This is a genomic window from Agromyces sp. NPDC058110, assembly GCF_042884735.1.
Classification (GTDB): Bacteria; Actinomycetota; Actinomycetes; order Actinomycetales; family Microbacteriaceae; genus Agromyces.
Map to the genome: position 1 here is coordinate 53,259 of NZ_JBHVTI010000005.1, position 26,916 is coordinate 80,174.

18 protein-coding genes are annotated in these 26,916 nt (G+C 72.1%); 15 read left to right on the forward strand and 3 right to left on the reverse strand.

Annotated elements, in window-relative coordinates; all coding sequences use genetic code 11:
• The first annotated feature begins 5 nt into the window (after positions 1 to 5).
• Both ACFVS8_RS13065 and ACFVS8_RS13070 read left to right on the forward strand, forming a co-directional pair.
• On the forward strand, positions 6 to 1,667 hold the full coding sequence (locus ACFVS8_RS13065) for a beta-N-acetylhexosaminidase (RefSeq protein WP_387062774.1): 1,662 nt from the start codon (positions 6 to 8) through the stop codon (positions 1,665 to 1,667).
• A gap of 67 nt (positions 1,668 to 1,734) precedes the next feature.
• Entirely contained in the window at positions 1,735 to 2,859 is a 1,125-nt protein-coding gene (locus ACFVS8_RS13070) for an ROK family transcriptional regulator (protein WP_387062777.1), read from the forward strand.
• 10 nt (positions 2,860 to 2,869) lie between these two features.
• Here ACFVS8_RS13070 and ACFVS8_RS13075 read toward each other — a convergent pair whose 3' ends face one another.
• Both ACFVS8_RS13075 and ACFVS8_RS13080 read right to left on the reverse strand, forming a co-directional pair.
• The gene (locus tag ACFVS8_RS13075; RefSeq protein WP_387062780.1) at positions 2,870 to 3,877 is read right to left on the reverse strand and encodes a YihY/virulence factor BrkB family protein; all 1,008 of its coding nucleotides are present in this window, start codon (positions 3,875 to 3,877) and stop codon (positions 2,870 to 2,872) included.
• An 84-nt stretch (positions 3,878 to 3,961) separates the two neighbouring features.
• Positions 3,962 to 4,993: an alpha/beta hydrolase gene (locus ACFVS8_RS13080; RefSeq protein WP_387062783.1), complete on the reverse strand. Its 1,032-nt coding sequence runs from the start codon at positions 4,991 to 4,993 to the stop codon at positions 3,962 to 3,964.
• Between the two features lie 333 nt (positions 4,994 to 5,326).
• On the opposite strand from ACFVS8_RS13080, the gene ACFVS8_RS13085 reads away from it, so the two are divergent.
• The 6 genes from ACFVS8_RS13085 to ACFVS8_RS13110 all read left to right on the forward strand — a co-directional run bounded on the left by ACFVS8_RS13085 (position 5,327) and on the right by ACFVS8_RS13110 (position 16,268).
• Positions 5,327 to 7,657 carry a DEAD/DEAH box helicase gene (locus ACFVS8_RS13085; RefSeq protein ID WP_387062785.1) on the forward strand — a complete coding sequence of 777 codons (2,331 nt, stop codon included), beginning with the start codon at positions 5,327 to 5,329 and terminating at the stop codon, positions 7,655 to 7,657.
• Between the two features lie 141 nt (positions 7,658 to 7,798).
• Complete coding sequence (locus ACFVS8_RS13090) at positions 7,799 to 8,206, forward strand: DUF5684 domain-containing protein (RefSeq protein ID WP_387062788.1); 408 nt, start codon at positions 7,799 to 7,801, stop codon at positions 8,204 to 8,206.
• Between the two features lie 153 nt (positions 8,207 to 8,359).
• On the forward strand, positions 8,360 to 9,154 hold the full coding sequence (locus tag ACFVS8_RS13095; RefSeq protein WP_387062791.1) for a hypothetical protein: 795 nt from the start codon (positions 8,360 to 8,362) through the stop codon (positions 9,152 to 9,154).
• A 337-nt stretch (positions 9,155 to 9,491) separates the two neighbouring features.
• On the forward strand, positions 9,492 to 14,495 hold the full coding sequence (locus tag ACFVS8_RS13100; protein WP_387062794.1) for a family 43 glycosylhydrolase: 5,004 nt from the start codon (positions 9,492 to 9,494) through the stop codon (positions 14,493 to 14,495).
• A 47-nt stretch (positions 14,496 to 14,542) separates the two neighbouring features.
• A complete protein-coding gene (locus ACFVS8_RS13105) occupies positions 14,543 to 15,178 on the forward strand; it encodes a hypothetical protein (protein ID WP_387062797.1) in 636 nt (211 codons plus the stop codon).
• A gap of 22 nt (positions 15,179 to 15,200) precedes the next feature.
• Positions 15,201 to 16,268: a hypothetical protein gene (locus ACFVS8_RS13110; RefSeq protein WP_387062800.1), complete on the forward strand. Its 1,068-nt coding sequence runs from the start codon at positions 15,201 to 15,203 to the stop codon at positions 16,266 to 16,268.
• A 79-nt stretch (positions 16,269 to 16,347) separates the two neighbouring features.
• Here the strand turns inward: ACFVS8_RS13110 and ACFVS8_RS13115 are convergent, their stop codons facing one another.
• A complete protein-coding gene (locus ACFVS8_RS13115; RefSeq protein ID WP_387062803.1) occupies positions 16,348 to 18,522 on the reverse strand; it encodes a DEAD/DEAH box helicase in 2,175 nt (724 codons plus the stop codon).
• Between the two features lie 257 nt (positions 18,523 to 18,779).
• Here ACFVS8_RS13115 and ACFVS8_RS13120 point away from each other — a divergent pair, with 257 nt between their 5' ends.
• The 7 genes from ACFVS8_RS13120 to paaZ all read left to right on the forward strand — a co-directional run bounded on the left by ACFVS8_RS13120 (position 18,780) and on the right by paaZ (position 26,846).
• Complete coding sequence (locus ACFVS8_RS13120) at positions 18,780 to 19,595, forward strand: GDSL-type esterase/lipase family protein (RefSeq protein ID WP_387062806.1); 816 nt, start codon at positions 18,780 to 18,782, stop codon at positions 19,593 to 19,595.
• 208 nt (positions 19,596 to 19,803) lie between these two features.
• Positions 19,804 to 20,034: a hypothetical protein gene (locus ACFVS8_RS13125; protein WP_387062809.1), complete on the forward strand. Its 231-nt coding sequence runs from the start codon at positions 19,804 to 19,806 to the stop codon at positions 20,032 to 20,034.
• Positions 20,035 to 20,327: 293 nt separating this feature from the next.
• Positions 20,328 to 21,647, forward strand: coding sequence for an MFS transporter (locus tag ACFVS8_RS13130; RefSeq protein WP_387062812.1), 1,320 nt, complete (start codon positions 20,328 to 20,330; stop codon positions 21,645 to 21,647).
• Between the two features lie 207 nt (positions 21,648 to 21,854).
• Positions 21,855 to 23,060 (forward strand): thiolase family protein, encoded by a 1,206-nt coding sequence (locus tag ACFVS8_RS13135; protein ID WP_387062814.1) that lies wholly within the window; start codon positions 21,855 to 21,857, stop codon positions 23,058 to 23,060.
• Positions 23,057 to 23,824, forward strand: coding sequence for an enoyl-CoA hydratase/isomerase family protein (locus tag ACFVS8_RS13140; protein ID WP_387062817.1), 768 nt, complete (start codon positions 23,057 to 23,059; stop codon positions 23,822 to 23,824). The genes ACFVS8_RS13135 and ACFVS8_RS13140 overlap by 4 nt, the downstream gene beginning before the upstream one ends.
• Positions 23,821 to 24,696 carry a 3-hydroxyacyl-CoA dehydrogenase family protein gene (locus ACFVS8_RS13145; protein WP_387062820.1) on the forward strand — a complete coding sequence of 292 codons (876 nt, stop codon included), beginning with the start codon at positions 23,821 to 23,823 and terminating at the stop codon, positions 24,694 to 24,696. The genes ACFVS8_RS13140 and ACFVS8_RS13145 overlap by 4 nt, the downstream gene beginning before the upstream one ends.
• Before the next feature lie 11 nt (positions 24,697 to 24,707).
• A complete protein-coding gene (paaZ, locus tag ACFVS8_RS13150) occupies positions 24,708 to 26,846 on the forward strand; it encodes a phenylacetic acid degradation bifunctional protein PaaZ (RefSeq protein WP_387062823.1) in 2,139 nt (712 codons plus the stop codon).
• Positions 26,847 to 26,916 lie beyond the last annotated feature (70 nt).

Genomic DNA, 26,916 nt, shown 5'->3' on the forward strand with positions numbered 1-26,916 from the left:
CCCGTATGTTCCTCCCCCGTCCGCAGCACGTCTCGGCACCCGAACGACACGACGACGCAGAGCCCTTCGTGCTCGATCGGTCGACATCGATCGCCGTCCCGACCGCGCTCCGAGGCGTCGCCGAGTGGCTGGCCGCCGAGGTGCGCCCGGCGACCGGGCTGCCGATGCCGGTCGTCGAGATCGATGAGGCGACGGATGCCACCGCCTCCGGCGGCATCCGCCTCGCGCTCGACGCGGCGCTGGCCGAGGAGGCGTATCGGGTGCGCGTCGGGCGCGACCGCATCGACGTCGTAGGCGGCGGCCCCGCCGGCGTCTTCCGCGGTGCGACGACCCTGCTGCAGTCGTTTCCGCCCGAGATCCACCGCCGCGCCCGGGTGGGCCGCGCGGCGTGGACCCTGCCGGCCGTCGAGATCGCGGACGCGCCCCGGTTCGGCTGGCGCGGCACCATGCTCGACGTCGTGCGGCACTTCATGCCGAAGCGCGACGTCATGCGGTTCATCGACCTGATGGCCGTGCACAAGCTCAACGTGCTGCACCTGCACCTGACCGACGACCAGGGCTGGCGCATGCAGATCAACAAGTACCCGCGCCTCACCGAGGTCGGGGCGTGGCGGCACGAGAGCCAGGTGGGCGCCGACCCCGACGGCCCGGGCGACGGGCGGCCGCACGGCGGCTTCTACACGCAGGACGACCTGCGCGAGCTCGTCGCCTACGCGGCGGAGCGGTTCGTGACGATCGTGCCCGAGATCGAATCGCCCGGGCACGTGCAGGCGGCGCTCGCGGCGTACCCCGAGCTCGGCGTGCGCGACGTGGAGCCGGGGCCGCTCGACGTGTGGCCCCGCTGGGGCATCGACGAGAACGTGCTGAACGCCGAGGAATCGACGGTGCAGTTCTTCCTCGACGTGTTCGACGAGGTCATGGACGTCTTCCCGAGCACGATCCTCGGGGTCGGCGGCGACGAATGCCCGCGCGTCCAGTGGCGCGAGAGCCCGCGCGTGCAGGAGCGCATGCGCGAAGTCGGACTGGCCGACGAGGCCTCCGTGCAGTCGTGGTTCATCGGCCGCATCGCGGCGCACCTCGCCCGGCGCGGACGTCGGGTGTTCGGGTGGGAGGAACTGCTCGAGGGCGACCTCGTCGGCGACGCCGTCGTCGCCTCGTGGCGCGGGGCGGCGGCCGCGGCCATCGCGGCCCGACTCGGCTACGACGTGGTCGCATGCCCCGACGACGTGGTCTACCTCGACTACCGGCAGTCGGATGCCGCGGACGAGCCGATCCCGGTGTCGATCCCGGTCACGGTGCTCGACGCCTACCGGTTCGACCCCGTGCCGCCAGGGCTCGACGAGGAGGCGGCGGGCCACGTGATCGGCGGGCAGGCCAACATCTGGACGGAGTACATGGACTCGGCGCGGACGGTCGACTTCTTCGCGTTCCCCCGGCTCAGCGCGATCGCGGAGGTGCTCTGGTCGGGCCCCGGCGGAGACGAGGCCGAGTTCGTCGACCGGCTCGAACGACACCTCCGTCGACTGGACGCCCTGGGCGTCGAGTACCGCCGCACCACCGGACCCCAGCCGTGGCAGCGACGGCCCGGCATTCCCGGTCGACCGGAGACGCGCGCCGAACGGAGCCGACACGTCGCCGCGCTCCTGGCCGGACTTCCGAGCGCCTGAGCGGCCCGCACGCGAAGATGGAGGCATCCGCGCCCCGCCCGGGGACCGGTCCGAGAGGAGCACCCGCATGAGCCGCACACCCGGCAGCGGCGGCGCAGACCTGCGCAGCATGAACGCGCGTCAGGTGCTCGGGGCGCTGCACGGCCGAACCGTGCCGATGACGGTGGCCGAGCTCGCCGCCGCCGTGCGCCTGACCCGGCCGACCGTCGAGGCGGCGCTCGCCGAGCTCGCCGGCCTGGGATGGGTCGAGGACCTCGAGCCCGAGGCCTCGCCCAACCGGGTCGGACGGCGTGCGCGACGCTACCGGTTCAACGCCGATGCCGGACTGCTCATGGGCGTCGACGTCGGCCCGCATGCGGTGACGTGCCTCATCGCCGACCTCTGCGGGGCGGTGCTCCACTCCGAGCAGGAACGCTACGACGACCACGGCGATGCGGCGACCGCGTGGGCCGTGATCCGCGCGGTCGTCGATCGGGCGATCGCCGCCGTGCCCGAGCGTCCGCTGCTCGCGACCACCGTCGGCGTGCCCGCGGTCGTCGGCCCCGACGGCGCGATCGCGTACTCCGTGGTCGTGCCCGGGTGGCTCAGGGCCGACATCCCCTCGCTCATCACGACCTCGTTCCCGTCGGAGGCGACGTACTTCGACAACGACGTGAAGCTCGCGACGCTCGCCGAGGCCGAGTGGGGGCGCCTCGCCGGCGCCGAGCACGCGATCTTCCTGCTCGCCGGCCGGCAGATCGGCGCGGGCCTCATCGTCAACGGCCGCCTCACGAGGGGCGCGAACGGAGCGGCGGGCGAGATCGGCGGCCTCGACTCGGTCGACTGGGCCTCGGCGCCCCTGCGCCTCACCGACTCGTTCGAGCCGCGCATCCCGATCGAGGAGATCTTCGAACGCGCCGCCGGCGGCGACCCCGAAGCGGTCGGCGCGGTCGCGGTCTTCGCCAGGGACCTCGCCGAGGGCGTCGCGGCGCTCGCGCTCACGGTCGATCCGGAGATCGTCGTGATCTCGGGTGAGGCCGCGCTCGCCGGCGATGCGTTCCTCGTGCCGTTGCGTCGGGCGCTCTCGTCGCTGGCGCTGTCGACGCCGCGGGTCGAGCGCTCGTCGCTCGACACCCGTGCGGTCGCGCTCGGTGCCGTGGCCCGATCGCTCGACCACCTGCGCGCGTCGGTGCTCGAGCTTCCGGCTCCCTGACGCGGGCGCCTCAGACGAACGGCTCGACGTCGACCGGGGCCCGGAGCGCGGCCGAGGCGCGCATGTCGGCCTCGCGCTCAGCGCGGTTCTTGCGGATCATACGGTCGTCGCGCAGCGGCAGGTGCAGGTGCTCCTCGGCGGGGATGCCGGCCCGGAGCTGCCTGACGCGTTCCATCTCGGTGTCGAGCACCGCGCCGAAGACGATCGCGAGGTTCGACAGCCACCCCCAGAGCAGGAAGGCCACCGCTCCGCCCAGCACGCCGTAGTTGCGCTCATACGTGTCGAACCCGAACACGTAGATGCCGAAGAGCACGGTGGTGACGACCCAGGCCAGCACGGCGGCCACGGCCCCGACGCTGAACCACCGCAGGTTGCGGCGCTTCACGTTCGGCGTGGCCCAGTACAGCAGCCCGATGGTCGCGGCCAGCAGCACGAGCGCGACCGGCACCTTCGCGAGGTCCCACCAGAACACGACGCCCTCGTCGAGCCCCAGCGTGCGCGCGACGCCGTCGGCGACCGGGCCGCTCAGCAGCACGAGGAGGCCGACCGTCGCGCCGAGTGCGAGCACCACGGCCGCGGCGAGGACCATGCGCGGCCGCGACTCCCAGAACGGGCGACCCTCCTGCACGTGGAGGATGCGGTTCATGCCCCTGCCGAAGACGCCGAGGAACCCGGAGGTCGACCACAGCGCGCCGACCGCGCCGACGACGATCGCCGTCCACTGGTGCGAGGCTCCGAGCAGCTGGTCGACCGGCTCCTTCAGCGCCGTGGCGAACGTGTCGCCGCCGAGATCGGCGAGCGTGCGGAGCACCTCACGGGCGACGTCTTCGGCCGTGCCGAAGAGGCCGAGCACGGCGAGCCCCGCGAGCGCGGCGGGGAACAGCGCCAGCACCGCGTAGTAGGTGAGCGCGGCGGCGATGTCGGCGCCCTGGTTGATGCGGAACTCGTGCCACGTGCGAACCATGACGACGCGCCACTCGTGCCTCGAGACCTTCACCGGGGAATCGTCGTGCGTCATCAGCGCCCTCCTGCAGCCGTCGACGGCCGGACGGCGGACTCCTCGATGATGGCATGTCGGGCGTACCCGCGCATGGCCCCGGCCTCAGCCCAGGTGCTCGTGCAGGAAGGCGCCCACGCGGGCCCGCATGGCCTCGTCGAGGATGCCGATCGAGTGCTCGGCGCCCGCGCTCACCGCGAGCTCGACCGGCACGCCCGCCGAGGCGAGGTCGGCCGCGAACCGGCGCGACTGTGCGAGCGGCACGACCTCGGACTCGGCGTGCACGACGAGGAACGGCGGGTCGCTCGGGTCGGCGAAGGTCGCGGGCGAGGCATCCGTCGCCTGGGGGCACGCGTCGGCGTCGGCGTCGGGCTCGCAACCGAGGTACTCCGCCACGATGCCGCGCAGCCAAGGCGAGGCGCCGTCGGCGGTGAGCTCTGCAGAACCGAGGCCGACGGGCCCGGAGATCTCGGCGACCGCGGCGACGCGCGCGCCCGAGTCGAGTGCGCCCTCGCCGCGGGCGCCGAGCAGGGCGGCCAGGTTGCCGCCCGCGGACCCGCCGAAGGCCCCGATGCGGGCGGGGTCGATGCCGAAGCGGGCGAGCTGCTCGGGCTCTCGGAGCCACGACACCGCGAGCGAGACGTCGTCGATGGCCGCGGGGAATCGCACGTCGGGCACCAGGCGGTAGTTCACGGATGCCGCGACGAAGCCCTCGCTCGCGAGCCACGCGCAGACGTTGCGCCAGTCGGCGTTCGCCTTGTCGCCGCGCGCCCAGCTGCCGCCGTGGATCGACACGACGGCGGGCAGCAGCCCGGCGTCGTCGGCGGCGAGCACGGCCGCGGTCTGCGACGGACGGCAGACGTCGAGCGTCAGCAGCGTGCCGTCGTCCTGTACGCCGTACTCGAGGTCCTCGTCGATGCGGATGCCGTCGGGTGCGTGGAACGTGCGGATGCCGACCTGGGCGACCGTGCCCGAGAGCTCGCTCGCGGCATCCGCCCCGCTCGGATCGATCTCGCGCAGCTCGCGATGGAAGCCCGAGAGAGCGGCCACGCCGACGACCGCCACGAGGGCGGCGAGGGCGGCGGCGCCGAGTCGACGTGCTCGAGGGCGACCGCCTGCGGTTCGGGTCGAGGTCACGGCGGGCTCCGGTCAGGGGTGCAGTGATGCTACTCCCGACTCGCCCTGCGGCCGAATCGAACACGAGCGCGCCTCGGGATCGGCGACGGAACGGCTGGTGCACGGCGGTTTCCCAGCGGCATCCGCTAAGCTTCTGAAGTCGGTTCTGGACACCGCACATGTCGTGCGGATGGGTTTGTGAGTCCAAAGGGCCGGTTTCGCGTCATCAGGTCGCGAATAGTCACCGTATGTGAACGGCCCCGGTCGACGATGTTCCGGGTTCTCAGTCATGCTTCGCGCCCCGTGCGCGCGGCCATGCTGCCATGTACTTCGAGTAACCCAGAAAGCATCTCCATGCCCAAGAACAAGAAGCCCGCCGGCGGACGCCCGGCCAAGAACTTCGATCCCTCGTACGCCGGCGGCGGCAAGGGCCGCCCGGCGCGCGCCGGCGGCGCCAAGCCCGGCTCCCGCAGCGCCGGCCACCGCGGCTACCGCCCCGAGGAGCCCGACGCCCCCCGCGCGAAGGACCGCTGGTCGCGCGACGAGCGCGTCGCCGCCGGCCGCACGCCGCACCGCGCCGACCGCGACGGCCGCGCCGACCGCTCCACGCGCGACGGCCGCTCCGACCGCGCGCCCCGCGAGGGCGACCGCGGTGCCCGCCACTACCGCGAGGAGCGTGCGCCGCGCTCGTTCGACCGGAACGACCGCCCCGCGCGCTCGTACGACCGTGACGAGCGTGCACCGCGTCGTGACTTCGACCGCAGCGACCGTGCGCCGCGCTCGTTCGACCGCAACGACCGTCCGGCGCGCTCGTACGACCGTGACGAGCGTGCACCGCGTCGTGACTTCGACCGGAACGACCGCCCGGCTCGTTCGTTCGACCGCAACGACCGTCCGGCGCGTTCGTACGACCGTGACGAGCGTGCGCCGCGTCGCGGGTTCGACCGGAACGACCGCCCGGCTCGTTCGTTCGACCGCAACGACCGACCCGCTCGTTCGTTCGACCGTGACGAGCGTGCGCCGCGTCGCGGGTTCGACCGGAACGACCGCCCCGTGCGTTCGTACGATCGTGACGAGCGTGCGCCGCGTCGCGAGTTCGACCGCAACGACCGCCCCGCTCGTTCGTTCGACCGTGACGAGCGTGCGCCGCGTCGCGAGTTCGACCGCAGCGACCGCGCGCCCCGTTCGTTCGACCGCAACGACCGCCCGGCCCGCCGCGACTTCGACCGCCCCGGGTTCCAGGACTCCGAGCGTCGCCCGTCGAGCTTCTACCCGGCCAAGGACGCCGGCAGTCGCTTCACCCCGAACGACGACGTCGTGCTCGAGCGCCTCGAGGCCGAGGCGATCCAGGCCGGCGACGTCGACGGCGTGAGCTTCGCCGACCTCGGCCTCGGCAACAACGTCGTGCGTGCCCTCGCCGACCTCGGCGCCGCGTCGCCGTTCCCGATCCAGGCCGCGACGATCCCCGTCGTGCTCGAGGGTCGCGACGTGCTCGGCCGCGGCAAGACCGGCTCGGGCAAGACCATCGCCTTCGGCGCACCCACGGTCGAGCGCCTCATGAAGCTCTGGGCCGAGTCGGGCAAGGCCGGCGGCAAGCGCCAGATGGGCCGTGCCCCCCGCGCCCTGATCCTCGCCCCGACGCGCGAGCTCGCGCTGCAGATCGACCGCACCGTGCAGCCGATCGCGCAGAGCGTGGGCCTCTTCACGACCCAGATCTACGGCGGCGTGCCCCAGGGCCGCCAGGTCGGTGCGCTCCAGCGCGGCGTCGACATCGTCATCGGCACCCCCGGCCGCATCGAGGACCTCATCGAGCAGGGTCGCCTCGACCTCAGCCAGATCGCCGTCACGGTGCTCGACGAGGCCGACCACATGTGCGACCTCGGGTTCCTCGAGCCCGTGCAGCGCATCCTCCGCCGTACGGCCGAGGGCAGCCAGAAGCTCCTCTTCTCGGCGACCCTCGACACCGGCGTGGCCGCGCTCGTCGACGAGTTCCTCGTCGACCCGGCCGTGCACGAGGTCGCCGGCGAAGACCAGGCATCGTCGACCATCGAGCACCGCGTGTTCGTGATCGAGAACCGCGAGAAGCGCGACATCGTCGCCCAGCTCGCGAACCGCAAGGGCAAGACCCTCGTCTTCAGCCGCACGCGCGCGTTCGCCGAGGACCTGACCGACCACCTCGAGGACTACGGCATCCGTGCCGTGGCGCTGCACGGCGACCTCAACCAGTCGCGTCGCACGCGCAACCTGCAGCAGCTCACCTCGGGCCGGGTCGACGTGCTCGTGGCGACGGATGTCGCGGCACGCGGTATTCACGTCGACGACATCGACCTCGTGATCCAGGCCGACGCGCCCGACGAGTACAAGACCTACCTGCACCGCGCCGGCCGTACCGGCCGGGCGGGCAAGGAGGGTCGCGTCGTCACCCTGATCCCGCGCAACCGCCAGCGCCGCATGACGGAGCTGCTCGACCGCGCCGAGATCGACGTCGACTTCGAGTTCCTCGCGTTCGGCGACGAGGCGTTCCCCGAGGACCACGCCCCGAAGGCCGCTCCCACCGCCGCGGCGGAGCAGCCCGACACCGCCGACGTCCCCGACGTGCTCGAGGAAGCCGACGAGACGATCGAGGCCGATGACGAGTCCGGCACGCCCGAAGCCGAGCCGTCCGACGAGCCGACGGCCGTCTGAGGCATCCGTCACCCGAAGTCGAACGGGCCCGCGTCGTGCTGACGCGGGCCCGTTCCGCGTGCCGGGGGCGTGGGCGCTCGGACGCTCGCTAGGCTCCCGAGGGGCAGGGTGCCCGGCACCACGATGCAGAGGCGGTGCACGATGGAATTCTCGACGCTGCTCGCCGCGAGCGACGACCTGGTCGCCACGCAGGACTACTCCGGGTCGATCTGGGGGAGCCTGGTCGGCTACGTGATCTGGGCGATCGCCCTCTGGCTCGTCTTCGCGAAGACCGACTACCCCGGCTGGGCGGCGATCGTGCCGATCTACAACGCCTACGTGCTCGTCAAGATCGCCGGGTACCACGGCGCGACGGTGCTGCTCTACCTGATCCCGATCGTGAACATCGTCTTCTCGATCTTCGTGGCGTTCCGGGTCGGGGCCGCATTCGGCAAGGGCGGTGCGTTCAGCTTCTTCCTGCTGTGGCTCTTCTCGTTGATCGGGTACCTGATCATCGGGCTCGGCTCGTCGAAGTACGTCGGACCCGGCGGGCGCGCCGCGGTCGCCTGAGCCACCTGTTGACCGGGCCCGCTTCCCGGGTGGGCGCACCCACCCGGAAGCGGGCCTGTTCTGCGCCGGGGCTCGCCGTTAGCATGAGCGCGACACGCCTTCGACGCCGACGATGCGCGGCTGAGGTCAGGGGCGAGATGTGGAGGGCACGACATGGTCGACGACGGCAACCCGCAGCAGACGCCTTCCGAGCAGCCGACGCCGCCCGAGCAACCCACGGCGCCGCCCGTGCAACCGGCGCCGGCGGGAACCACGCCGGCCGGAACCGGCACCGCGCCCGTCGGCGCGGACTCCGGGCGCCAGCCCGCCGGGGTGACCGCCGCGACCCTCATCTGGGTCGGCGTCGCCGTGGTCGTGCTCTCGTTCGTGGCGGCGTTCCTCGGCTCGTGGCTGGCAGGGTCCGCAGAAACCGAAGCGGTGGCCTCGCCGACCCCGACGCCCGAGGTGGTCGACGAGGCGGCGTACGAGGAGGCCCTCGACGAGATCCTGCCCGCTGGGTCGGCCGTGCGGGCCGGAACCGGAGCGCCCGAGGAGGGCAAGGGCCACGAGGGCGACGTCTACATCGACCTCGAGACCTCCGACGTGCACTACTTCCAGGACGGCGCGTGGGAGCTCGTGGGCAACATCCGCACCTCTGCCGCGGAGAACCTCACCGGCGCGACCGGCGCGACGGGTGAGACCGGTGCCACCGGTGAGACGGGAGCAACCGGGGCGACCGGCGAGACCGGCGCCACGGGCGAGACCGGCGCGCCGGGTGCGCCGGGCACCCAGGTGCTGCTCGGCGTCGGCGAACCCGATCCGACGACGTGCGCCGCCGACGGCGACGTGTACGTCGACACCGAGACGACCTCGTTCTACGAGTGCGACTCGGGGGTGTGGACGCTGTTCGGCCCGCCGGCCGACACGACGCCGACGCCGGCGCCGACCGAGGAGTCCGCCCCGGAGTGACCTGATTCCTGCCCCGGAATCCGCCCCGCAGCGACCTGACTCTCTCCGCGGAGTGACCTGAATCCCGCGCTCGAAGTGACCTGAATCCCCGCCGTGGAGCAGCCCGGCGGGAGTCCGGCCGTCTCCGCGTGGTCCGCGGCCGGCGGCCTCGCGCGGTCAGCGCTCCGAGGCCCGCGGTCCGCGGGGTACAACGTTTACCTACAGCGACATCCTGAAAATCGCTCGACACGGCGGGTCTATCTCCGATATGTTGACGTCAACATCTGAATGTTGACGTCAACATTCCTGATCGAAAGAGACAACGGTGTCCCATTTGACCTCACGCGCGCGTCGCGGGGTGGCAGTCGCCATCGCCGCCACAGCACTCGTCGGATCCGTGCAACTCACCGCGTTCCCCGCTGCCGCGGCCGAACCCGACGCGGTGCTCACCCCGAACCCGGCGGTCACCGGCCCCGCGTTCGACGGCTGGGGCACCAGCCTCGTCTGGATGGCGAACGCCACGGGCGACTACCCGGCAGAGCTCCGGACCGAGCTCATCGACCAGCTCTTCGGCGACGACGGGCTCAACCTCAACATCGCCCGCTACAACATCGGCGGCGGCAACGCGAGCGACGTCGCCGACTACCTGCGCGCGGGTGGAGCGGTCGACGGCTGGTGGAACGCCGATGCACCGCTGACCGACGACCAGGGCGCGATCCCGAGCACGTACGCGGACCGCGACCGCTACCTCGCCGCATGGACCGGCGACGAGGCATCCGACTACGACTTCACCGCCGACGCCACGCAGCTCGCGTGGGTGGACGAGATCAAGGACCGCGTCACGAAGTGGGAGGCGTTCAGCAACTCGCCGCCCTACTTCATGACCGAGAGCGGCTACGTCTCGGGCGGATTCGACGCGAACGCCGAGCAGATCAAGCCCGGGGCGATCGGGAAGTTCGCCACCTACCTGAAGACCGTCGCGCAGCACGTCGAGGACACGACGGGCATCAGCTTCGACACCATCGACCCGCTGAACGAGCCCAACACGAACTACTGGGGCACGACGCTCGACGGTGCGGGCAAGCCGATCGGAGGCCGTCAGGAGGGTGCGCACGTCGGGCCGGCCATGCAGGCGCAGGTGCTCACCGCACTCGCGGCCGAACTCGCCGAGGGCGACACCACCACCGAGGCATCCGTCTCCGGTCCCGACGAGACCAACCCGGGCCGGTTCGTGACCGACTGGGAGGACTGGACGCCCGAGGCCAAGGCCGCCGTCGACCAGCTCAACGTGCACACCTACGGCACCGGCGACCGACTCCGGGTGCGGGACATCGCCAAGGCCGCCGACAAGCCGCTCTGGATGAGCGAGGTCGAGGGCAACTGGGGCGGCAACGGGTGGAACCCGTCGTCGATCGAGAACGGCCTCGGGATCGCCCAGCACGTCACCGACGACCTGCGCGAGCTCGACCCGTCGGCCTGGGTGCTTTGGCAGCCCGTCGAGGACCTCTACAACATGGAGAAGACCGAGAAGCTCAACTGGGGCTCGGTGTTCATCGACTTCGACTGCAACGCCGACGGCGACTCCGAGCGGCGCATCGCCGACGGCGACGCCGACCCGTCGTGCAAGGTCGTGACCAACACGAAGTACGACACCCTCCGCAACTTCACGCACTACATCGAGCCCGGTGATCGCGTCGTGCCGACGAGCGACGCGAACACCACCTCTGCGGTCAAGGCCGATGGCGCCGGCGCCGTGCTCGTGCACACGAACACCTCGACCTCGGCGCGCACCGTGCGCGTCGACCTCTCGCGCTTCGGCGAGATCGCCGCAGGCGCCACCGTCACGCCGATCGTGACGACCCAGTCGCCCGCCGACCAGCCCTCGGCGAACGCGCTCGTGGCCGGAGCCGCGGTCGCGGTCGACGCGGCGACGAAGTCGGCCCTGCTCACGGTGCCCGCCAAGTCGGTCACGACCTTCGTCGTCGACGGAGCGAGCGGCACGGCCGCCGATGCACCCGCACTCCGCGACGGCGAGAGCTTCCGGCTGACCGGGGCGCAGAGCGGCAAGCCCGTGACTGCCACGACCGGCTCGCCCTCGACCGTGCTCGGCGGTTCCACCGACGACGCCGCGGCCCAGGTGTGGACCGCGACGCGCATCGCCGAGGGCGACGGCACGGCGCGCGACCGCTTCGTGCTCCGCCTCGCCGACGGCCGGGCCCTAGTCACGAACGGCAACAGCACCGCGCTGCGATCCGTCAGCGACGAGGAGGCCGCGACGGACGCCGCGGCGCAGTGGCTCGCGAGCTCGACCGACGGCACGCGATTCACGCTGCTGAACGCCGCCCGCGAGCGCGTGCTCGACGTCTCGGGTCAATCCACGTCGGCCGGCGCGACCGTCGGGCTCTGGCAGTCGAACGGCGGAGCGAACCAGCAGTTCACGCTCGACGTCCCCGCGACCGAGACGGGCGGCGACTTCCCCGAAGCCACCCTCGAGGAACTCGTGGCGCGCGACTTCACCCTCTACTTCGCCAACAGCGGGGCGGTCACCACCGACGCCGTCGCCAAGAGCGACCGCATCGGCCTGTACCAGACCCGCTCCGACCAGCCGTACGGCATCGATGCGGCGACCGGCGCGAGCTGGGGCTACGTCGCGAGCGCCACGTCCAACCCGGTCAAGGGCAACTCGAGCACCTCGACCGCCAGGACCGACACGATCCTGGTCGACCAGGAGCCGAGCGGGGCGACGCTCGCGAACCGCGAGGTCGGCTACGGCTTCGACCTGCCCGACGGGGAGTACGAGCTCACGTTCGGCTTCGACATGCCCTCCGGATGGGCGGCACGCCCGGTCGAGCTGCGCGCCGAGGGCCAGGTGCTCGCGAGCGTCACGGCCGGCGACTCGCTCGTCGAGCGCACCTTCCCGGTGACAGTGGACGACGGACGACTGGATGTCTCGGTGCACAGCGCCGCCGGGCGCACCAACGCCTTCCTCGACCCGGCGGTGAACTACGTGATCGTCAAGGCACCCGCCGAGTGGACCACCGCGCTGCTCGCCGAGAAGCTCGCGCAGTCCGAGGCATCCGACGGGGTGGACTACACCGAGGCGAGTCTCGACGAGCTCGAGGCGGCGCGCGAAGCGGCACAGCAGCTCGTCGACGAGGCATCCGACGACGACGCCGCCATCGAAGCGGCATACGACCGGCTCAAGGCGGCCTTCGAGAACCTGCTCGAGGCGATCCCCGCCTACACGAGCTTCCGTCCGGGGCAGGAGTGGCGCGACACCAGCGGCACGATCATCCAGGCGCACGGCGGTCAGGTCGTCCCCTCGACCGATGACGAGGGGAAGACGATCTACTACCTCTACGGCGAGGACCGCACCAACGGCTACCACTCGGCGCCGGGCGTGCACGTGTACAGCTCGTACGACCTGTACAACTGGACCGACCGGGGGCTCGCGCTGCGCACGCTCACGTCGAAGGAGCAGTTCGACGACCCGTACTTCGAGGAGCTCTACGGCGACTACAGCCAAGCGCAGAAGGACGCCGTCTACCGCGACCTCGGCACCGTGCCGGTCGCGGGCGTGACGCCGCCGATCATCGAACGACCCAAGGTCATCCACAACGAGCAGACCGGCAAGTGGGTCATGTGGGCGCACATGGACGGCCCGTCGGCGACCTCGACCGCGCAGTACGCCAAGGCCCGCGCAGGCGTCGCCGTGTCGGACTCGCCCTTCGGCCCGTTCCGGTACATCGACAACTACGCGCTGAACTCCTCGCCCGACGGGTGGGGCGACCCCGGAATGGCGCGCGACATGAACCTCTTCGTCGACGACGACGGAACCGGATACATCATCTACTCGAGCGAAGACAACGCGACGATGTACATCTCGAAGCTCGACGAGGAGTACACCGCGCTCGCGACGCCCGCCGACGAGGCGGTGCAGGGGGTGGACTACAACCGCATCTTCCCGGGTGCGTCCCGCGAGGCACCGGCGCTGTTCAAGCACGACGGCCGGTACTTCCTGCTGACCTCGGGCACGAGCGGGTGGGCTCCGAACCCGACGAAGGTGGCGACCGCCACCGACCTGATGGGCGCCTGGACCGACCAGGGCGACCCGTTCCCGTGGTGGGCGCAGTCCAACTCGTGGAACACGCAGCCGACCTCGGTGATCCCGGTGGATCCCGAGCACGGCAAGTACATCTACATGGGCGACCGCTGGAACGGCGGATCCGACTCGGCGCTCGCGAACGCGCCGCTCGTCTGGCTGCCGATCAGCCTCGGCGAGGGCGGCGACTCGCTCGCGGTGGAGGTGTACGACGAGTGGACGCTCGAGGACCTCGACGGGTGGACCGAATGGAACGTCTCCGGCGTTCCGACCTCGGTCAAGGTCGGCGAAGGATTCGACGCGACGGTCGAGGTCTCGCAGAACGGCGAGGTGACGACGCAGCCGGTGACCTGGAGCTTCGACGGGTCGTTCGACCTGCCCGGCGTCGTCACCGCGACCGGCACCCTGCCCGAGTTCGGCGACCGCACCTTCACCCGCCGGATCACCGTCGTTCCCGAGAACGTGCGGTACGCGGTGAACGCGGGGGGCCAGCGCACCGCCGATTGGCAGACGCTCGTCGATGCGGCGGCCGAGCAGGCGCCGCTGCTGAACAGCCGGCCCGATCAGCAGTACGCGGTCGATGCGGGCAGCCACGCCTCGTGGGGGTACCTGGGCGACCAGAACGCGGTCTCGGGCAGTGACGACGGCACGATGTTCAGCACCCTGCGCTACGCGACCGAGGGCGCCGACCTGGCGTACCGGTTCGACGGCCTCGAGCCCGGGACCTACACGGTCTACGCGGGCTACGCCGACCCGTGGGCGCAATGGGACGACCGCGGCGCGAAGGTCACCGTGAACGGCGTCGTCGTCGAGGCCGACCACGACTTCGACGCGACGAACCAGACCGCCGCGTACGCCGGCGTCTCGGTCGGCGAGAACGGACGCATCGACGTCGCCCTGAGCCCGACCCGCGGGCCCGACGTGCAGTTGAGCTGGCTGATCGTCACGTCGGACGCGGCGCCGCAGCCCGCGCTCGACGTGACCGTGACGGCCTCGACGAGGTGCGTGGCCAAGAAGGTCGTCGTGACCGCATCGCTGAACAACGCCGACGAGGTTCCGGTGACCGTGACCTTCGCCACGGAGTACGGCAGCAAGACGATCACGGCGGTCGCGCCCGGCAAGAACGGCGTGCACGCCTTCACCACGCGGCAGGCCGAGCTGTCTGCCGGAACGGTGACCGCGACCGTGCAGGCCACGGTCGGCGGGCAGCCGGTGACCCGGACCATCGAGGCGGCGTACAGCGGCGCCACCTGCAACTGAACTGATCAGCTTTGATGCGACGAAGCAAGGAAACGAGGAGCACCACCATGAGACGCACCCGAATCGTCGGCCGAGCCTGCGCCATCGGCGCCGGAACCGTGCTGCTGCTGGGCGTGGCCGGCATGGCCGCGGCCGAGGAGAACCACGGCGAGAACGCCGTCGCCGTCGACGTGCAGATCGCCGAGATCGATGAGCCGGGAGTGCTCGCGATGTCGGTCGCGAACACCTCGACGTCGTTGACCGAGAGCGGATCGACGGCGGGCGTGCGACAGTTCGTCGGCACGCTGCCCACCGTCACGGTGACCGATACCCGCACCGCCGACGAGATTCCCCAGGGGGCGGGCTGGTACGTGCTCGGGACCTCGAGCGACTTCGCCGGGGATGCCGGTCAGCCGGCGATCCCCGCCGGGCACCTGGGGTGGGCTCCCCACCTCATCGACGGCGGCGACGCAGGACTCGTCTCGGAGGGCGACGTGGTCGACACCGTGATGGATGCCGACGCTCCTGACGCGCAGTCGCCGTACGGGCTCGTCGACCAGGAGTTGCTCGCGATGGCGTTCGACTCGGCGGAGATCGCCCCCGAAGGCCGATGGACGGCTGACGCGGACCTGTTCCTCCGCACGCCCACGACGGTGGAGCCGGGCGCGTACTCGGCGACCCTCACCCTGTCGCTCTTCGAATAGGGCGGGGCGGATGCGTCGTCGGATGCCCGTCGCGCTCGCGGCCGTGGGGCTCCTCCTCGGATCGGTCCTCTCGGCGGCGCTCGCGCCGGCGCCGGCGGCCGCGGACGGCGTGGCGGCGGCCGTCGCGGACGGCGGCGCGGATTCGACGGTGACCTGGTCGGTGACCCCGTCGGATACGACGGGGCCCGACGGCCGGTCCCGGGTCGAGCTCGAACTCGACCCGGGACGGTCGGTGACCGAGCACCTCGCGGTGCGCAATCTCGGCACCGAGACGGTGACGTTCGCCCTCACGGCGGCCGACGGGTACTTCACCGCGTCAGGGCGGTTCAACATGCTCGCATCCGATCGGCCGTCGACCGGCGCAGGAACGTGGATCTCGATCGCCGACAGCGTGACGGTGCTCCCCGGAGCCACGGCGGTGGTGCCGTTCACCGTCGAGGTGCCGTCGGACGCGACCCCCGGAGACCACCCGGCCGGGGTAGCGGCGTCGGTCACCTCGGTGTCGGACGGCGACGGCGCGAAGGTCGGGGTCGAGAGCCGCGTCGGGTTCCGGGTCATGACCCGGGTGACCGGCGAGTTGGCCCCGGCCCTCCTGACGACGGAGCGTGGCGCATACCGGATCTCGTGGAACCCCCTCGAACCCGGCAGCGTCGTGGTCTCGACCGAGCTGGTCAACGGGGGCAACGTGCGGCTCTCGGCGGAACCGACGGTCGAGGTCGGCGGCAGGACGATCACGCCCGACGGGGCCGAGGCCGGGGTTCCGATCGAGCTGTTCCCCGGTGATCGGCGAGCGGTGCGCTTCACCGTTCCCGCCGTATGGCCGATCGGCCCGGTCACGGTGCGGTCGGTGGCGGAGGCGACGACGATCGAGCCCGACGGAAGCACGAACCCGATCGCACCCGTGCAACGGACGACGAGCGTCTGGGCGCTTCCGCTGCCCCAACTCGTCGTGCTCGTCGCGCTCGCGCTGATCGTGGTCGGGTTCGTGGCCGGACGGCGACGTCAGGCGCATCGGGTCGAGCGCCTGGTCGCGGATGCCCTGGCCCAGGGTCGACGCGAGGCGCTGGACGGTCGCGTCGGCGCGGCATGACGACCGCCTGAGGCACGCCTTCCGTCACCGAGGTGGGCGAACGGCCCGCGCGGCGCGGGCGGGCTCGGGTCGCGCGGTGTCAGCCGCGCAGCGCCAGCACGAACGGCAGCACCGACGTGGCGCCGGCCAGCCGGAGTTCGCGGGCCGCGACCGTGAGCGACCAGCGGCTGTCGGCCAGGTCGTCGACGAGCAGCACGCCCCCCGACGGGAGGTCGAGGCCGTCGGCCGCGAACCGCTGCCAGACCCCGGCGAGTCGGAAGGCGCTGTTGCCGCCCGGTTGCCCGGTCGGGCCGCCGTCGACGGGCGCGAGCTCGCCGAGGTAGGGCAGCCGCCCGATGCGGGCCAATCCCTCGGCGAGCGTGCGCACGAGCTCGGGGTGCGACCGCGACGGCATCGACACCACGGCGACGGGGCGCTCCGACCAGCCCCAGTCGGCGAGCACGCGCACGCAGGCGTCGAGCATCTGCGGGGTGACCGCACGATCGGGCGCCCCCGCGGCGAACACCTCGCGGAGCGTGCCGCCCCACCCGAGGTCGGTCAGGCGCGCGAGTGCGCGGCCCTCGTCGGCCTGCTCGGCGGGCGGGATGCGGCCCTTGACCGGCACCCCGAGCCGGTCGGCCCCGGTCGGCCAGGCCTTGCGGGGCTCGACGGGCACGCCGACGCGATCGAGTGCTCCGGATGCCGCGGCCGCCGCACCTTCGTCGACCTCGCCGGGGTACCAGACCCCCGCGCAGTTGTCGCAGCGGCCGCACGGCGCCGCGGTCTCGTCGTCGAGCGAGCGCTGGAGGAAGGCCATGCGGCAGGAGTCGGTCTGCTCGTACTCGATCATGTGCTGCTGCTCGGCCTCGCGCTCGGCGGCGATGCGCTCGTACCGCTCGGCGTCGTAGCTCCAGGGGATGCCGGTGGCGATCCACCCGCCCGAGACCCGGCGCACGGCTCCGTCGACGTCGAGCACCTTGAGCAGCAGCTCGAGCGGGGTACGGCGGATGTCGACGCGGGCCTCGAGCGCGGGCGTCGACAGGGGCACGTCGGAGAGCTCGTCGATGACCCGGCGCGCGCGGTCTTCGTCGGGCATCGACGCGGTCGCGAAGTAGTGCCAGATGGCGCGGTCTTCGGTGCCGGGCAGGAGCAGCACGTCGGCGCTCTCGCTCGCGCGGCCGGCGCGACCGACCTGCTGGTAGTAGGCGACCGGCGACGACGGGGCGCCGAGGTGCAGCACGAAGCCGAGGTCGGGCTTGTCGAAGCCCATGCCGAGCGCGCTCGTGGCGACGAGCGCCTTGACCTCGTTGCGCTTCAGCAGGCCCTCGGACTCCTCGCGCTCGTCGGGGTCGGTCTGGCCGGTGTAGGCGCGCACGTCGTGGCCGCGTTCGCGCAGCACCCGCGCGGTGTCGGTCGCGGCCGAGACCGTCAGCGTGTAGATGATGCCCGACCCGGGCAGGTCGTCGAGATGGCTGAGCAGCCAGCCCAGCCGGCTCTCGGAGTCGGGCAGCCGCAGCACCCCGAGCCGAAGCGACTGGCGCGCGAGCGGCCCGCGGATCGTGAGCACGCCCTCACCGCCGCGGTCGAACGAGCCGGAGCCGCCGACCGTGTCGGAGGCCGTCGCGCCCAGCTGCTCGGCGACGTCGGCGACGACCCTGCTGTTCGCGGTGGCCGTGGTGGCGAGCACGGGCACCGAACCGGGCATCTGCGCGATGAGGTCGCGCAGGCGTCGGTAGTCGGGGCGGAAATCGTGGCCCCAGTCGCTGATGCAGTGCGCCTCGTCGACCACGAGCATGCCCATGCGCCGCACGAGGGTCGGCAGCTGCTGCTCGCGGAACGAGGGGTTGTTCAGCCGCTCGGGCGAGACGAGCAGCACGTCGACCTCGTCGGCGTCGAGCCTCGCGAGCACCTCGCCCCACTCGTGCGCGTTCGTCGAGTTGATCGCCACGGCGCGCACGCCGGCGCGCTCGGCGGCGGCGATCTGGTCTCGCATCAGGGCGAGCAGCGGTGAGACGAGCACGGTCGGGCCCGCACCCTCCCGCCTGAGCAGCAGGGTGGCGACGAAGTACACGGCCGACTTGCCCCAGCCGGTGCGCTGCACGACGAGGGCCCGCCTGCGCCCCTCGACGAGCGCGCGGATCGCCTCGAACTGCCCGTCGTGGAAGACGGCGTCGTCGCGCCCGACGAGTTCGCGCAGCGCTCCGAGCGCCGCGTCGTGGAGGACTCGGTCGCGATCGGCGGGCGCGTCGGCGGGGTCGGGGGCTTCGGTCACCACCCCACTCTGACGGATGCCGCCGACACCCGCACCCCGCGACGGTCGCCCGCCCGCGGCATCCGGTCGGGCAGTAGCCCGCACCGACCACGCAGCTGGAGGGACCATCCACGAGCGCCGTCGTCGGGGTTGCCGGTGCCACCCGGACGGCGTAGATTTCGCCGCGTTCCCTGCAACGCCTCGGTTCCGGCCGGCGCGACCCGATGTCGGACGGTGCAGCGGAAGGACGTGCCATGACGAGCCGGCGACGGATCCGGAACATGCTGAGTGCGACCGCGGCGGCGGTCGCACTGGTCGCGGGAACCCTGATCGGCGCATCGGGCGCCCAGGCCGCTGCGCCGCCGCCACCCTCGATCGCCGCGCTCGGCGACTCGATCTCGCAGGCGTACGACGCGTGCGGCTACCGCGCGTGCCCCACCTACAGTTGGTCGACCGGCAGCGTCACGTCGGTGAACTCCCACGCGTCGCGACTGCGCGCGCTCGGCGCGACGGGGCTCGTCGTGTCCAACAACTCGGTCGTGGCCGTGAAGGCGGCCGGCCTCCCGGCCCAGGCGCAGGCCGCGGTGACGCAGAAGGCCCAGTACGTGACGGTGCAGATCGGCGCGAACGACGCGTGCACGCCGACGGTCGCCCAGATGACGCCGACCGCGGCGTACGAGGCCTCGGTGCTCGCCGCGATCACCACGATCAACCAAGGCACCCCGACCGCGAAGATCTTCGTCGCGAGCGTGCCCAACCTCAAGCGCATGTGGGAGATCAGCAAGTCGAAGGCGGGCGCACGGCTCATCTGGGCCGCGGCGCGCATCTGTCAGTCGATGCTCGTGAAGCCGACGAGCACGGCGGCGGCCGACAACGCTCGCCGCGACCAGGTGCAGGCGAGGGTGAACGAGTACAACGCGGCCCTCGCACGTGTCTGCACGCCCGCCAGGAACTGCACGTTCGACGGCAACGCCGTCGCGAACTACGTGTTCACGTCGAGCCAGATCTCGACGCTCGACTACTTCCACCCGAGCATCTCGGGGCAGGCGAAGCTCGCCGAGATCACGTGGCCGCTGACGCCGTACGGCGCTCCCTGACCCGGGTCGGGCGCCCCGGCAGGCCGCGCCGCAGCAGGCCGCGGCGCGGCGGGGCGTTCGGGTCGCAGCGTTCTCGCACCGGCCGCCTGAGGCACCTCAGGGACGGCGGATGCCGGTGGCATCCGCCCGTCCCGAATTAAGGCGGTTGCCCGATACCCGAGGGGCACCTCAGCGACGAACGTCGACTCCAGACGAACAGGGAGTCGACATGATGATCTCGGAACTGAGCTACCTGCACCTGCAGCACGTCGAGGAGGTGCGCATCGCGGCTGAGCTCGAGCGCCGCCGCGAGCAGCAGGAGCGCGCGCTCGACGACGATGCGTTCGCCGTCGCGGCGAGCGGGCGCGGCGCGGGCCGCGGCTGGTGGGCCTCGGTGCTCCACCCGCGGGTGCGCCAGGCGGCGGCGAGCCCGTCGCGCGAGCACGCGCGAGCCGCCTGACCACGAACGACGACGACCCGGCCCGCATCGATCGCGATGCGGGCCTCGGCGTGCCGGGCGGCGGGCGTGCCGGGCGTGCGAGGCATGCCGGGCGTACGAGGCGTGGCGGGCGTGCCGGGGTTGCCGGGGTCGTGCGGCCCGACGCCTCGGCCCGGCATGTCACCCGTTCGGGTTGCGTCCGAGCGGGCGCCTGCGTACCCTCATTTCCTAACCGAACAATCGGTCAGGAAGTCGGGCAACGCCGCCGGCCCCGACCGCCGGCCCCCATCCCACGCCAGAACAACGGAGTTCGCATGTCGACCGACGTCAGAGAGACCACGAAGACCGGGCGGATGCCCGCCGAGGAACGGCGGGTGCTCGCCGGCACCCTCGTCGGCACCTCGATCGAGTGGTACGACTTCTTCATCTACGCGCAGGCCGCCGGCCTCGTGCTCGCCCCGCTCTTCCTCGCGCCGCTCGCGGAGTCCAACCCCGGGCTCGCCCAGGTGCTGGCGTTCGCCACCATCGGCATCTCGTTCCTGTTCCGCCCGCTCGGCGCGATCGTGGCCGGCTACCTCGGCGACAAGCTCGGGCGCAAGAAGATGCTCGTCTTCACGCTCATCATGATGGGCGTGTCGACCTCGCTCATCGGCTTCCTGCCGACCTACGCGGCCATCGGCATCGCGGCGCCCATCCTGCTGATCCTGCTGCGCATCCTGCAGGGCTTCTCGGCCGGCGGCGAGTGGGGCGGTGCGGCGCTCATGGCCGTCGAGCACGCGCCGAACAGCCGACGCGGCTTCTTCGGCGCGTTCCCGCAGATCGGCGTGCCCGTCGGCATGATCCTCGCCACCTTCACGCTGTGGGTGCTCACGAGCTCGATGTCGCCCGAGGCGTTCATGGAGTGGGGCTGGCGCATCCCGTTCCTGCTCTCGATCGTGCTCATCATCGTGGGCTACGTGATCCGCCGTGCGGTCGAGGAGAGCCCTGTCTTCGAGGAGCTGCTGAAGCGACGCAAGGAGTCCTCGGCGCCGCTGCGCGAGCTCTTCAAGCACAACACCAAGCAGGTCGTGCTCACGGCGGTCATCTTCATCGCGAACAACGCCGCCGGCTACCTGCTCATCGCGTACTTCGCGACCTACGCGGTGACCGCGCTCGGCATGGACCGCCCGAGCGTGCTGCTCGCGACCACGTTCGCCTCATTCGGCTGGCTGATCTTCACGCTCTTCGGCGGTCGCGTCTCCGACCGGCTCGGTCGCGTGCGCACGTTCCAGATCGGCTACGTGTTCCTTGCGCTGTGGGCGGTGCCCATGTGGTTCCTCATCGACACGGGCGACATCGTCTGGTACTTCGTCGCGCTGTTCGTGATGACCTTCGGGCTCGGCCTGTCGTACGGCCCGCAGGCCGCGCTGTACGCCGAGATGTTCCCGGCGAAGGTGCGTTACTCGGGCGTCTCGATCGGCTACGCGCTCGGCGCCATCCTCGGCGGCGCGTTCGCGCCGATGATCGCCGAGGCGCTGCTCACCTCGACCGGCCAGTCGTGGACCATCGGCCTGTACATCGCGATCGCGAGCGTCATCTCGCTGATCGGAGTCTCGCTGGTGAAGGAGACGAAGGGCCGCGACCTGCTGCAGTGAGCGGATGCGGCGTGCATGACGGCGGCCTCGAGTGACGGATGCCGCGTGCAGGACGGATGCCCCGGGCGAGACTTCGCCCGGGGCATCCGTCATGTGCGGCCGGTTCTCTCGAGGCTCGTGTGGCCAGGATCGCGATCGACGTGCCATAATTACTACCTGAACGGTCGGTCACTAATTCCGACACGACGATGACGTCAGGAGACACGCATGCCGGAGGCCTACCTCGTCGGAGGCGTGCGCACGCCAGTGGGCCGGTACGGCGGTGCGCTCGCGAGCGTGCGACCCGACGACCTCGCCGCCCTCGTGGTCGGCGAGGCCGTGCGCCGAGCCGGTCTCGAGCAGGGTGCGATCGACGCCGGCGCGATCGACGAGGTGATCCTCGGCGCAGCGAACCAGGCCGGCGAAGACAACCGCAACGTCGCCCGCATGGCCGCGCTGCTCGCCGGCCTGCCCGATTCGACCCCGGGCATCACGGTGAACCGGCTGTGCGCGTCGGGCATGTCGGCGATCACCATGGCCGCGCAGTCGATCCGCGCCGGCGACGCCGATCTCGTCATCGCCGGCGGGGTCGAGTCGATGACCCGCGCGCCGTGGGTGCAGGCGAAGCCCGAGAAGGCATGGGCGAAGCCGGGCGCCGCGTACGACACGTCGATCGGCTGGCGCTTCCCGAACCCGCGCCTGCTCGCCCGCGACAAGGCCACGTTCTCGATGCCCGAGACGGCCGAAGAGGTCGCCAGGGTCGACGGCATCACCCGCGAAGCGGCCGACGCGTTCGCGCTGCGCTCGCAGCAGCGGGCTGCCGCGGCTATCGCCGCAGGCCGCTTCGAGGCCGAGATCGTCGGCGTGCCGCTCGCCCGCGGCGGCGCGGTGCTCGTCGACGAGGGGCCCCGCCCCGAGACCACGCTCGAGGTGCTCGCCGGGCTCCGGCCGGTCGTCGCCGGCGGATCCGTCGTCACCGCGGGCAACTCCAGCGCCCTGAACGACGGGGCCTCGGCGATCATCGTCGCCAGCGCGGAGGCCGTCGAGCGCTACGGGCTCGTGCCTCGCGCACGCGTGGTCGTCGGGGCATCCGCCGGCATCGCTCCCGAGATCATGGGCCTCGGCCCGGTGCCCGCCACCGAGAAGGCCCTCGCCCGCGCGGGTCTCACGGTCGCCGACCTCGGCTCGATCGAACTCAACGAAGCGTTCGCCACGCAGTCGCTCGCCTCCATGCAGCGCCTCGGCTTCGACCCCGAGCGGGTCAACGTCGACGGCGGGGCGATCGCCCTGGGGCATCCGCTCGGCTCGTCGGGCTCGCGCCTGGTCGTGACGCTGCTCGGCCGTATGCAGCGCGAGGGCTCGCGGTACGGCCTCGCGACCATGTGCGTCGGCGTCGGCCAGGGCTCGGCCCTCATCGTGGAGCACCTCTCATGACGGATGCCGCGACCGACCTCGACACGACCGACACGCCCCTGCGCATCGAACGCCGGCCCGACCGCGTGATCGCGACGCTCGACCGGCCCGACGTGCGCAACGCGATCGACCAGCGCACGATCGACGCGTTGCACCTGCTGTGCGCCGAACTCGAGGCGATCCCGCGCATCCTCATCCTCACGGGCGCCGGCGGCGTCTTCGCCTCGGGCGCCGACATCCGTCAGCTGCGCGATCGCGGTGCCGACGACGCGAGGCGCGGCATCAACGCGAACGCCTTCATCCGGGTGAGCGAACTGCCGATGCCCGTCATCGCCGCGCTCGACGGCTTCGCGCTGGGCGGCGGGGCCGAGCTGGCCTACGCCGCCGACATCCGCATCGCGACGCCGTCGCTCAAGATCGGCAACCCCGAGACCGGCCTCGGCATCCTCGCCGCGGCGGGCGCGAGCTGGCGCCTGAAGGAGATCGTCGGCGACGCCCGCGCAGCCGAACTGCTGCTCACCGGCCGCACGGTCGAGGCCGACGAGGCCTTGGCGATCGGCCTGGTGAGCGCCCTGCACCCCTCGGAGTCCCTGCTCGACGCGGCGCACGCCGTCGCCGATCGCATCGCCCGCAACGACCGCGACGCCACGATCGCGACCAAGCGCGTCTTCCGCGCTCCCCGCTCCGCGCACCCCGCGGTCGACCTCGAGGCGCAGGCGGTGCTCTTCGAGAGCCCCGAGAAGTTCCGACGCATGACCGAGTTCCTCGAGCGGAGGCAGAAGTGAACGAGCGCACGACCCACGCCGGTGCCCCGCTCGACGTCGGCGTGCTCGGCGGCGGACGCATGGGCGCGGGCATCGCGCACGCGTTCCTGCTCGCCGGCTCGCGGGTCACGGTCGTCGAACGCGACGTGGATGCCGCGGCCGCGGCGTCGTCGCGCGTGCTCGACTCCGTCGCGGCATCCGTCGCCCGAGGCACCGCCGACCAGGGCGCCGAGGCGATCGGCGCGCGCTTCGCCTCGAGCACCGATGTCGCCGCGTTCGCGCGCTGCGGACTCGTGGTCGAGGCCGTGCCCGAGCAGCTCGAGCTGAAGATCGACGCGCTCACCCGCGTCGAGGCCGTGCTCGCCGACGACGCCGTGCTCGCCTCCAACACCTCGTCGATCTCGATCGATGAGCTCGCGGCTCTGCTCGAACGCCCGTCGCGGTTTCTCGGCATGCACTTCTTCAACCCCGTGCCCGCGTCGACGCTCGTCGAGCTCGTGCGCGGCCGCGCGACCGACCACGCGCTCGTCGACGAGGCGCGCGACTGGGTGCGGGCCATCGGCAAGACGCCGATCGTGGTCGCCGACGCCCCCGGGTTCGCGTCGTCGCGGCTGGGCGTCGCGATCGGCCTCGAGGCGATCCGCATGCTCGAGGACGGCGTCGCGTCGGCGGAGGACATCGACCTCGCCATGACGCTCGGCTACAAGCATCCGGTCGGGCCGCTGCGCCTGACCGACCTCGTCGGGCTCGACGTGCGACTCGGCATCGCCGAGTACCTCGCCGCGAACCTCGGCGACCGATTCACCCCGCCCGCCCTGATGCGACGCATGGTCGCCGAGGGCAAGCTCGGCCGCAAGACCGGCGAGGGCTTCTACGTGTGGGACACCCCGTGAAAGGAACGCAGATGACGACCGAGATCCTGCCGAGCTACGTGAACGGCGCCTGGTGGACCCCGGGTGCCGCGGGGGCGACGCCCGGCGACGGCACCCGCGCTGAAGGCTCGCGCCCGGCGACCGAGGTTCGCGACGCATCCACCGGCGAGGTCGTCGCGCGCGTCTCGACCGAGGGACTCGACCTCGGCGCCGCGCTCGAGTACGCCCGCACGGTCGGGCAGCGCTCGCTCGGCGAGCTGACCTTCCACCAGCGAGCCGTGCTGCTCAAGCAGATGGCGCTCGCCCTCACCGAGCGCAAGCAGGAGCTGTACGAGCTCTCGAGTCGCACCGGAGCCACCAAGCAGGACTCGTGGGTCGACATCGACGGTGGCATCGGCGTGCTGTTCACGTACTCGTCGAAGGGGCGCCGCGAGCTGCCCAACTCGCAGGTCTACGTCGACGGCGGCGTCGAGCAGCTCTCCAAGGACGGCTCGTTCCTCGGCCGCCACATCTTCACGCGCCTGCCCGGCGTGGCCGTGCAGATCAACGCCTTCAACTTCCCGGTGTGGGGCTCGCTCGAGAAGTTCGCCCCGGCCTTCCTCGCGGGGGTGCCCTCGCTGGTCAAGCCGGCGACGCCGACCGGATACCTCGCCGAGGCCTTCGTGCGCATCCTCGTCGAGTCGAGGCTTCTGCCCGAGGGGTCGCTGCAGCTCGTCTCGGGCAGCGTGCCCGACCTCTTCGACCACCTGCGCCTCGGCGACCTCGTCGCGTTCACCGGTTCGGCGTCGACGGCCGAGCGCCTGCGCGCGAACGACTCCGTGCAGACCGGCGGCGTGCGGTTCACGAGCGAGACGGACTCCATCAACGCCTCCGTGCTCGGCCCCGACGCCGTCGCGGGTACGCCCGAGTTCGACGCGTACGTGAAGCAGCTCGTCACCGAGATGACGACGAAGGCGGGGCAGAAGTGCACCGCCATCCGCCGGGCCGTCGTGCCCGCGGCATCCGTCGACGGCGTGATCGACGCCGTGCGCGCACGCATCGCCGAGCGCGTCGTGGTGGGCGACCCGCGCGCCGAGGGCGTGACCATGGGCCCGCTCGCGAGCCTCGAGCAGCGCGACGAGGTGCTGCGCCAGGTGCGTCGGCTCGCCGAGGCCGGCGGTGAGGTCGTCATCGGGTCGACCGATGCCCCGACCGTCACGCTCGCCGACGGCTCGACCGGTACCGCCGCCGACGGCGCCTTCGTCGCGCCCGTCATGCTGCGGTTCGCGGATGCCGCGAGCGACGCGCTGCACGAGGTCGAGGCGTTCGGGCCGGTGAGCTCGATCGTCGGCTACGACAGCGTCGAAGAGGCCGTGCGCCTCGTCGCCCGCGGCGGCGGATCGCTCGTGACGAGCGTCGCGACCCACGACCCCTCCGTCGCGGTGGCCCTCGCCACGGGCACCGCGGCCTACAACGGACGACTGCTGCTGCTCGACCGCGACGACGCCCGCACGTCGACCGGGCACGGCTCGCCCCTGCCGAACCTCGTGCACGGCGGCCCCGGCCGCGCGGGCGGCGGCGAGGAGCTCGGCGGCATCCGCGCCGTGCTGCACCACATGCAGCGCACCGCGGTGCAGGGCTCGCCCGAGATGCTCACCGCCCTCACCGGCGTCTGGCATGCGGGAGCCGCGGCCACGCCCTACGCCGAGGCGGGCGAGGCGCACCCGTTCCGCAAGTCGCTCGCCGAGCTGCGCATCGGCGACCAGGTCGTGTCGGGCTCGCGCACGGTGACCCTCGAGGACATCGAGACCTTCGCCCACTTCACGGGCGACACCTTCTACGCGCACATGGACGAGGAGTCGGCCGCGGCCAACCCGTTCTTCCCGGGGCGCGTCGCGCACGGGTACCTGCTGGTGTCGTGGGCGGCCGGCCTCTTCGTCGACGCCGCACCCGGCCCGGTGCTCGCGAACTCGGGACTCGAGAACCTGCGCTTCGTCACGCCCGTCTCGCCCGGCGACGCGATCCGCGTGGAGCTCACGGCCAAGCAGATCACCCCGCGCGAGACCGACGAGTACGGCGAGGTGCGCTGGGACGCGGTGCTGAAGAACCAGCGCGACGAGCTCGTGGCGCAGTACGACGTGCTGACCCTCGTGGCGAAGGAGCTCGTGCCGGTACCGGCCCCGGTCGGGTGAGCGTCGCGGGCGCCGCGCCGTGACGCGCAGGTTCGGTCGCGGGCCGAGCCCGCGCCCCGCCGCGGCTGTC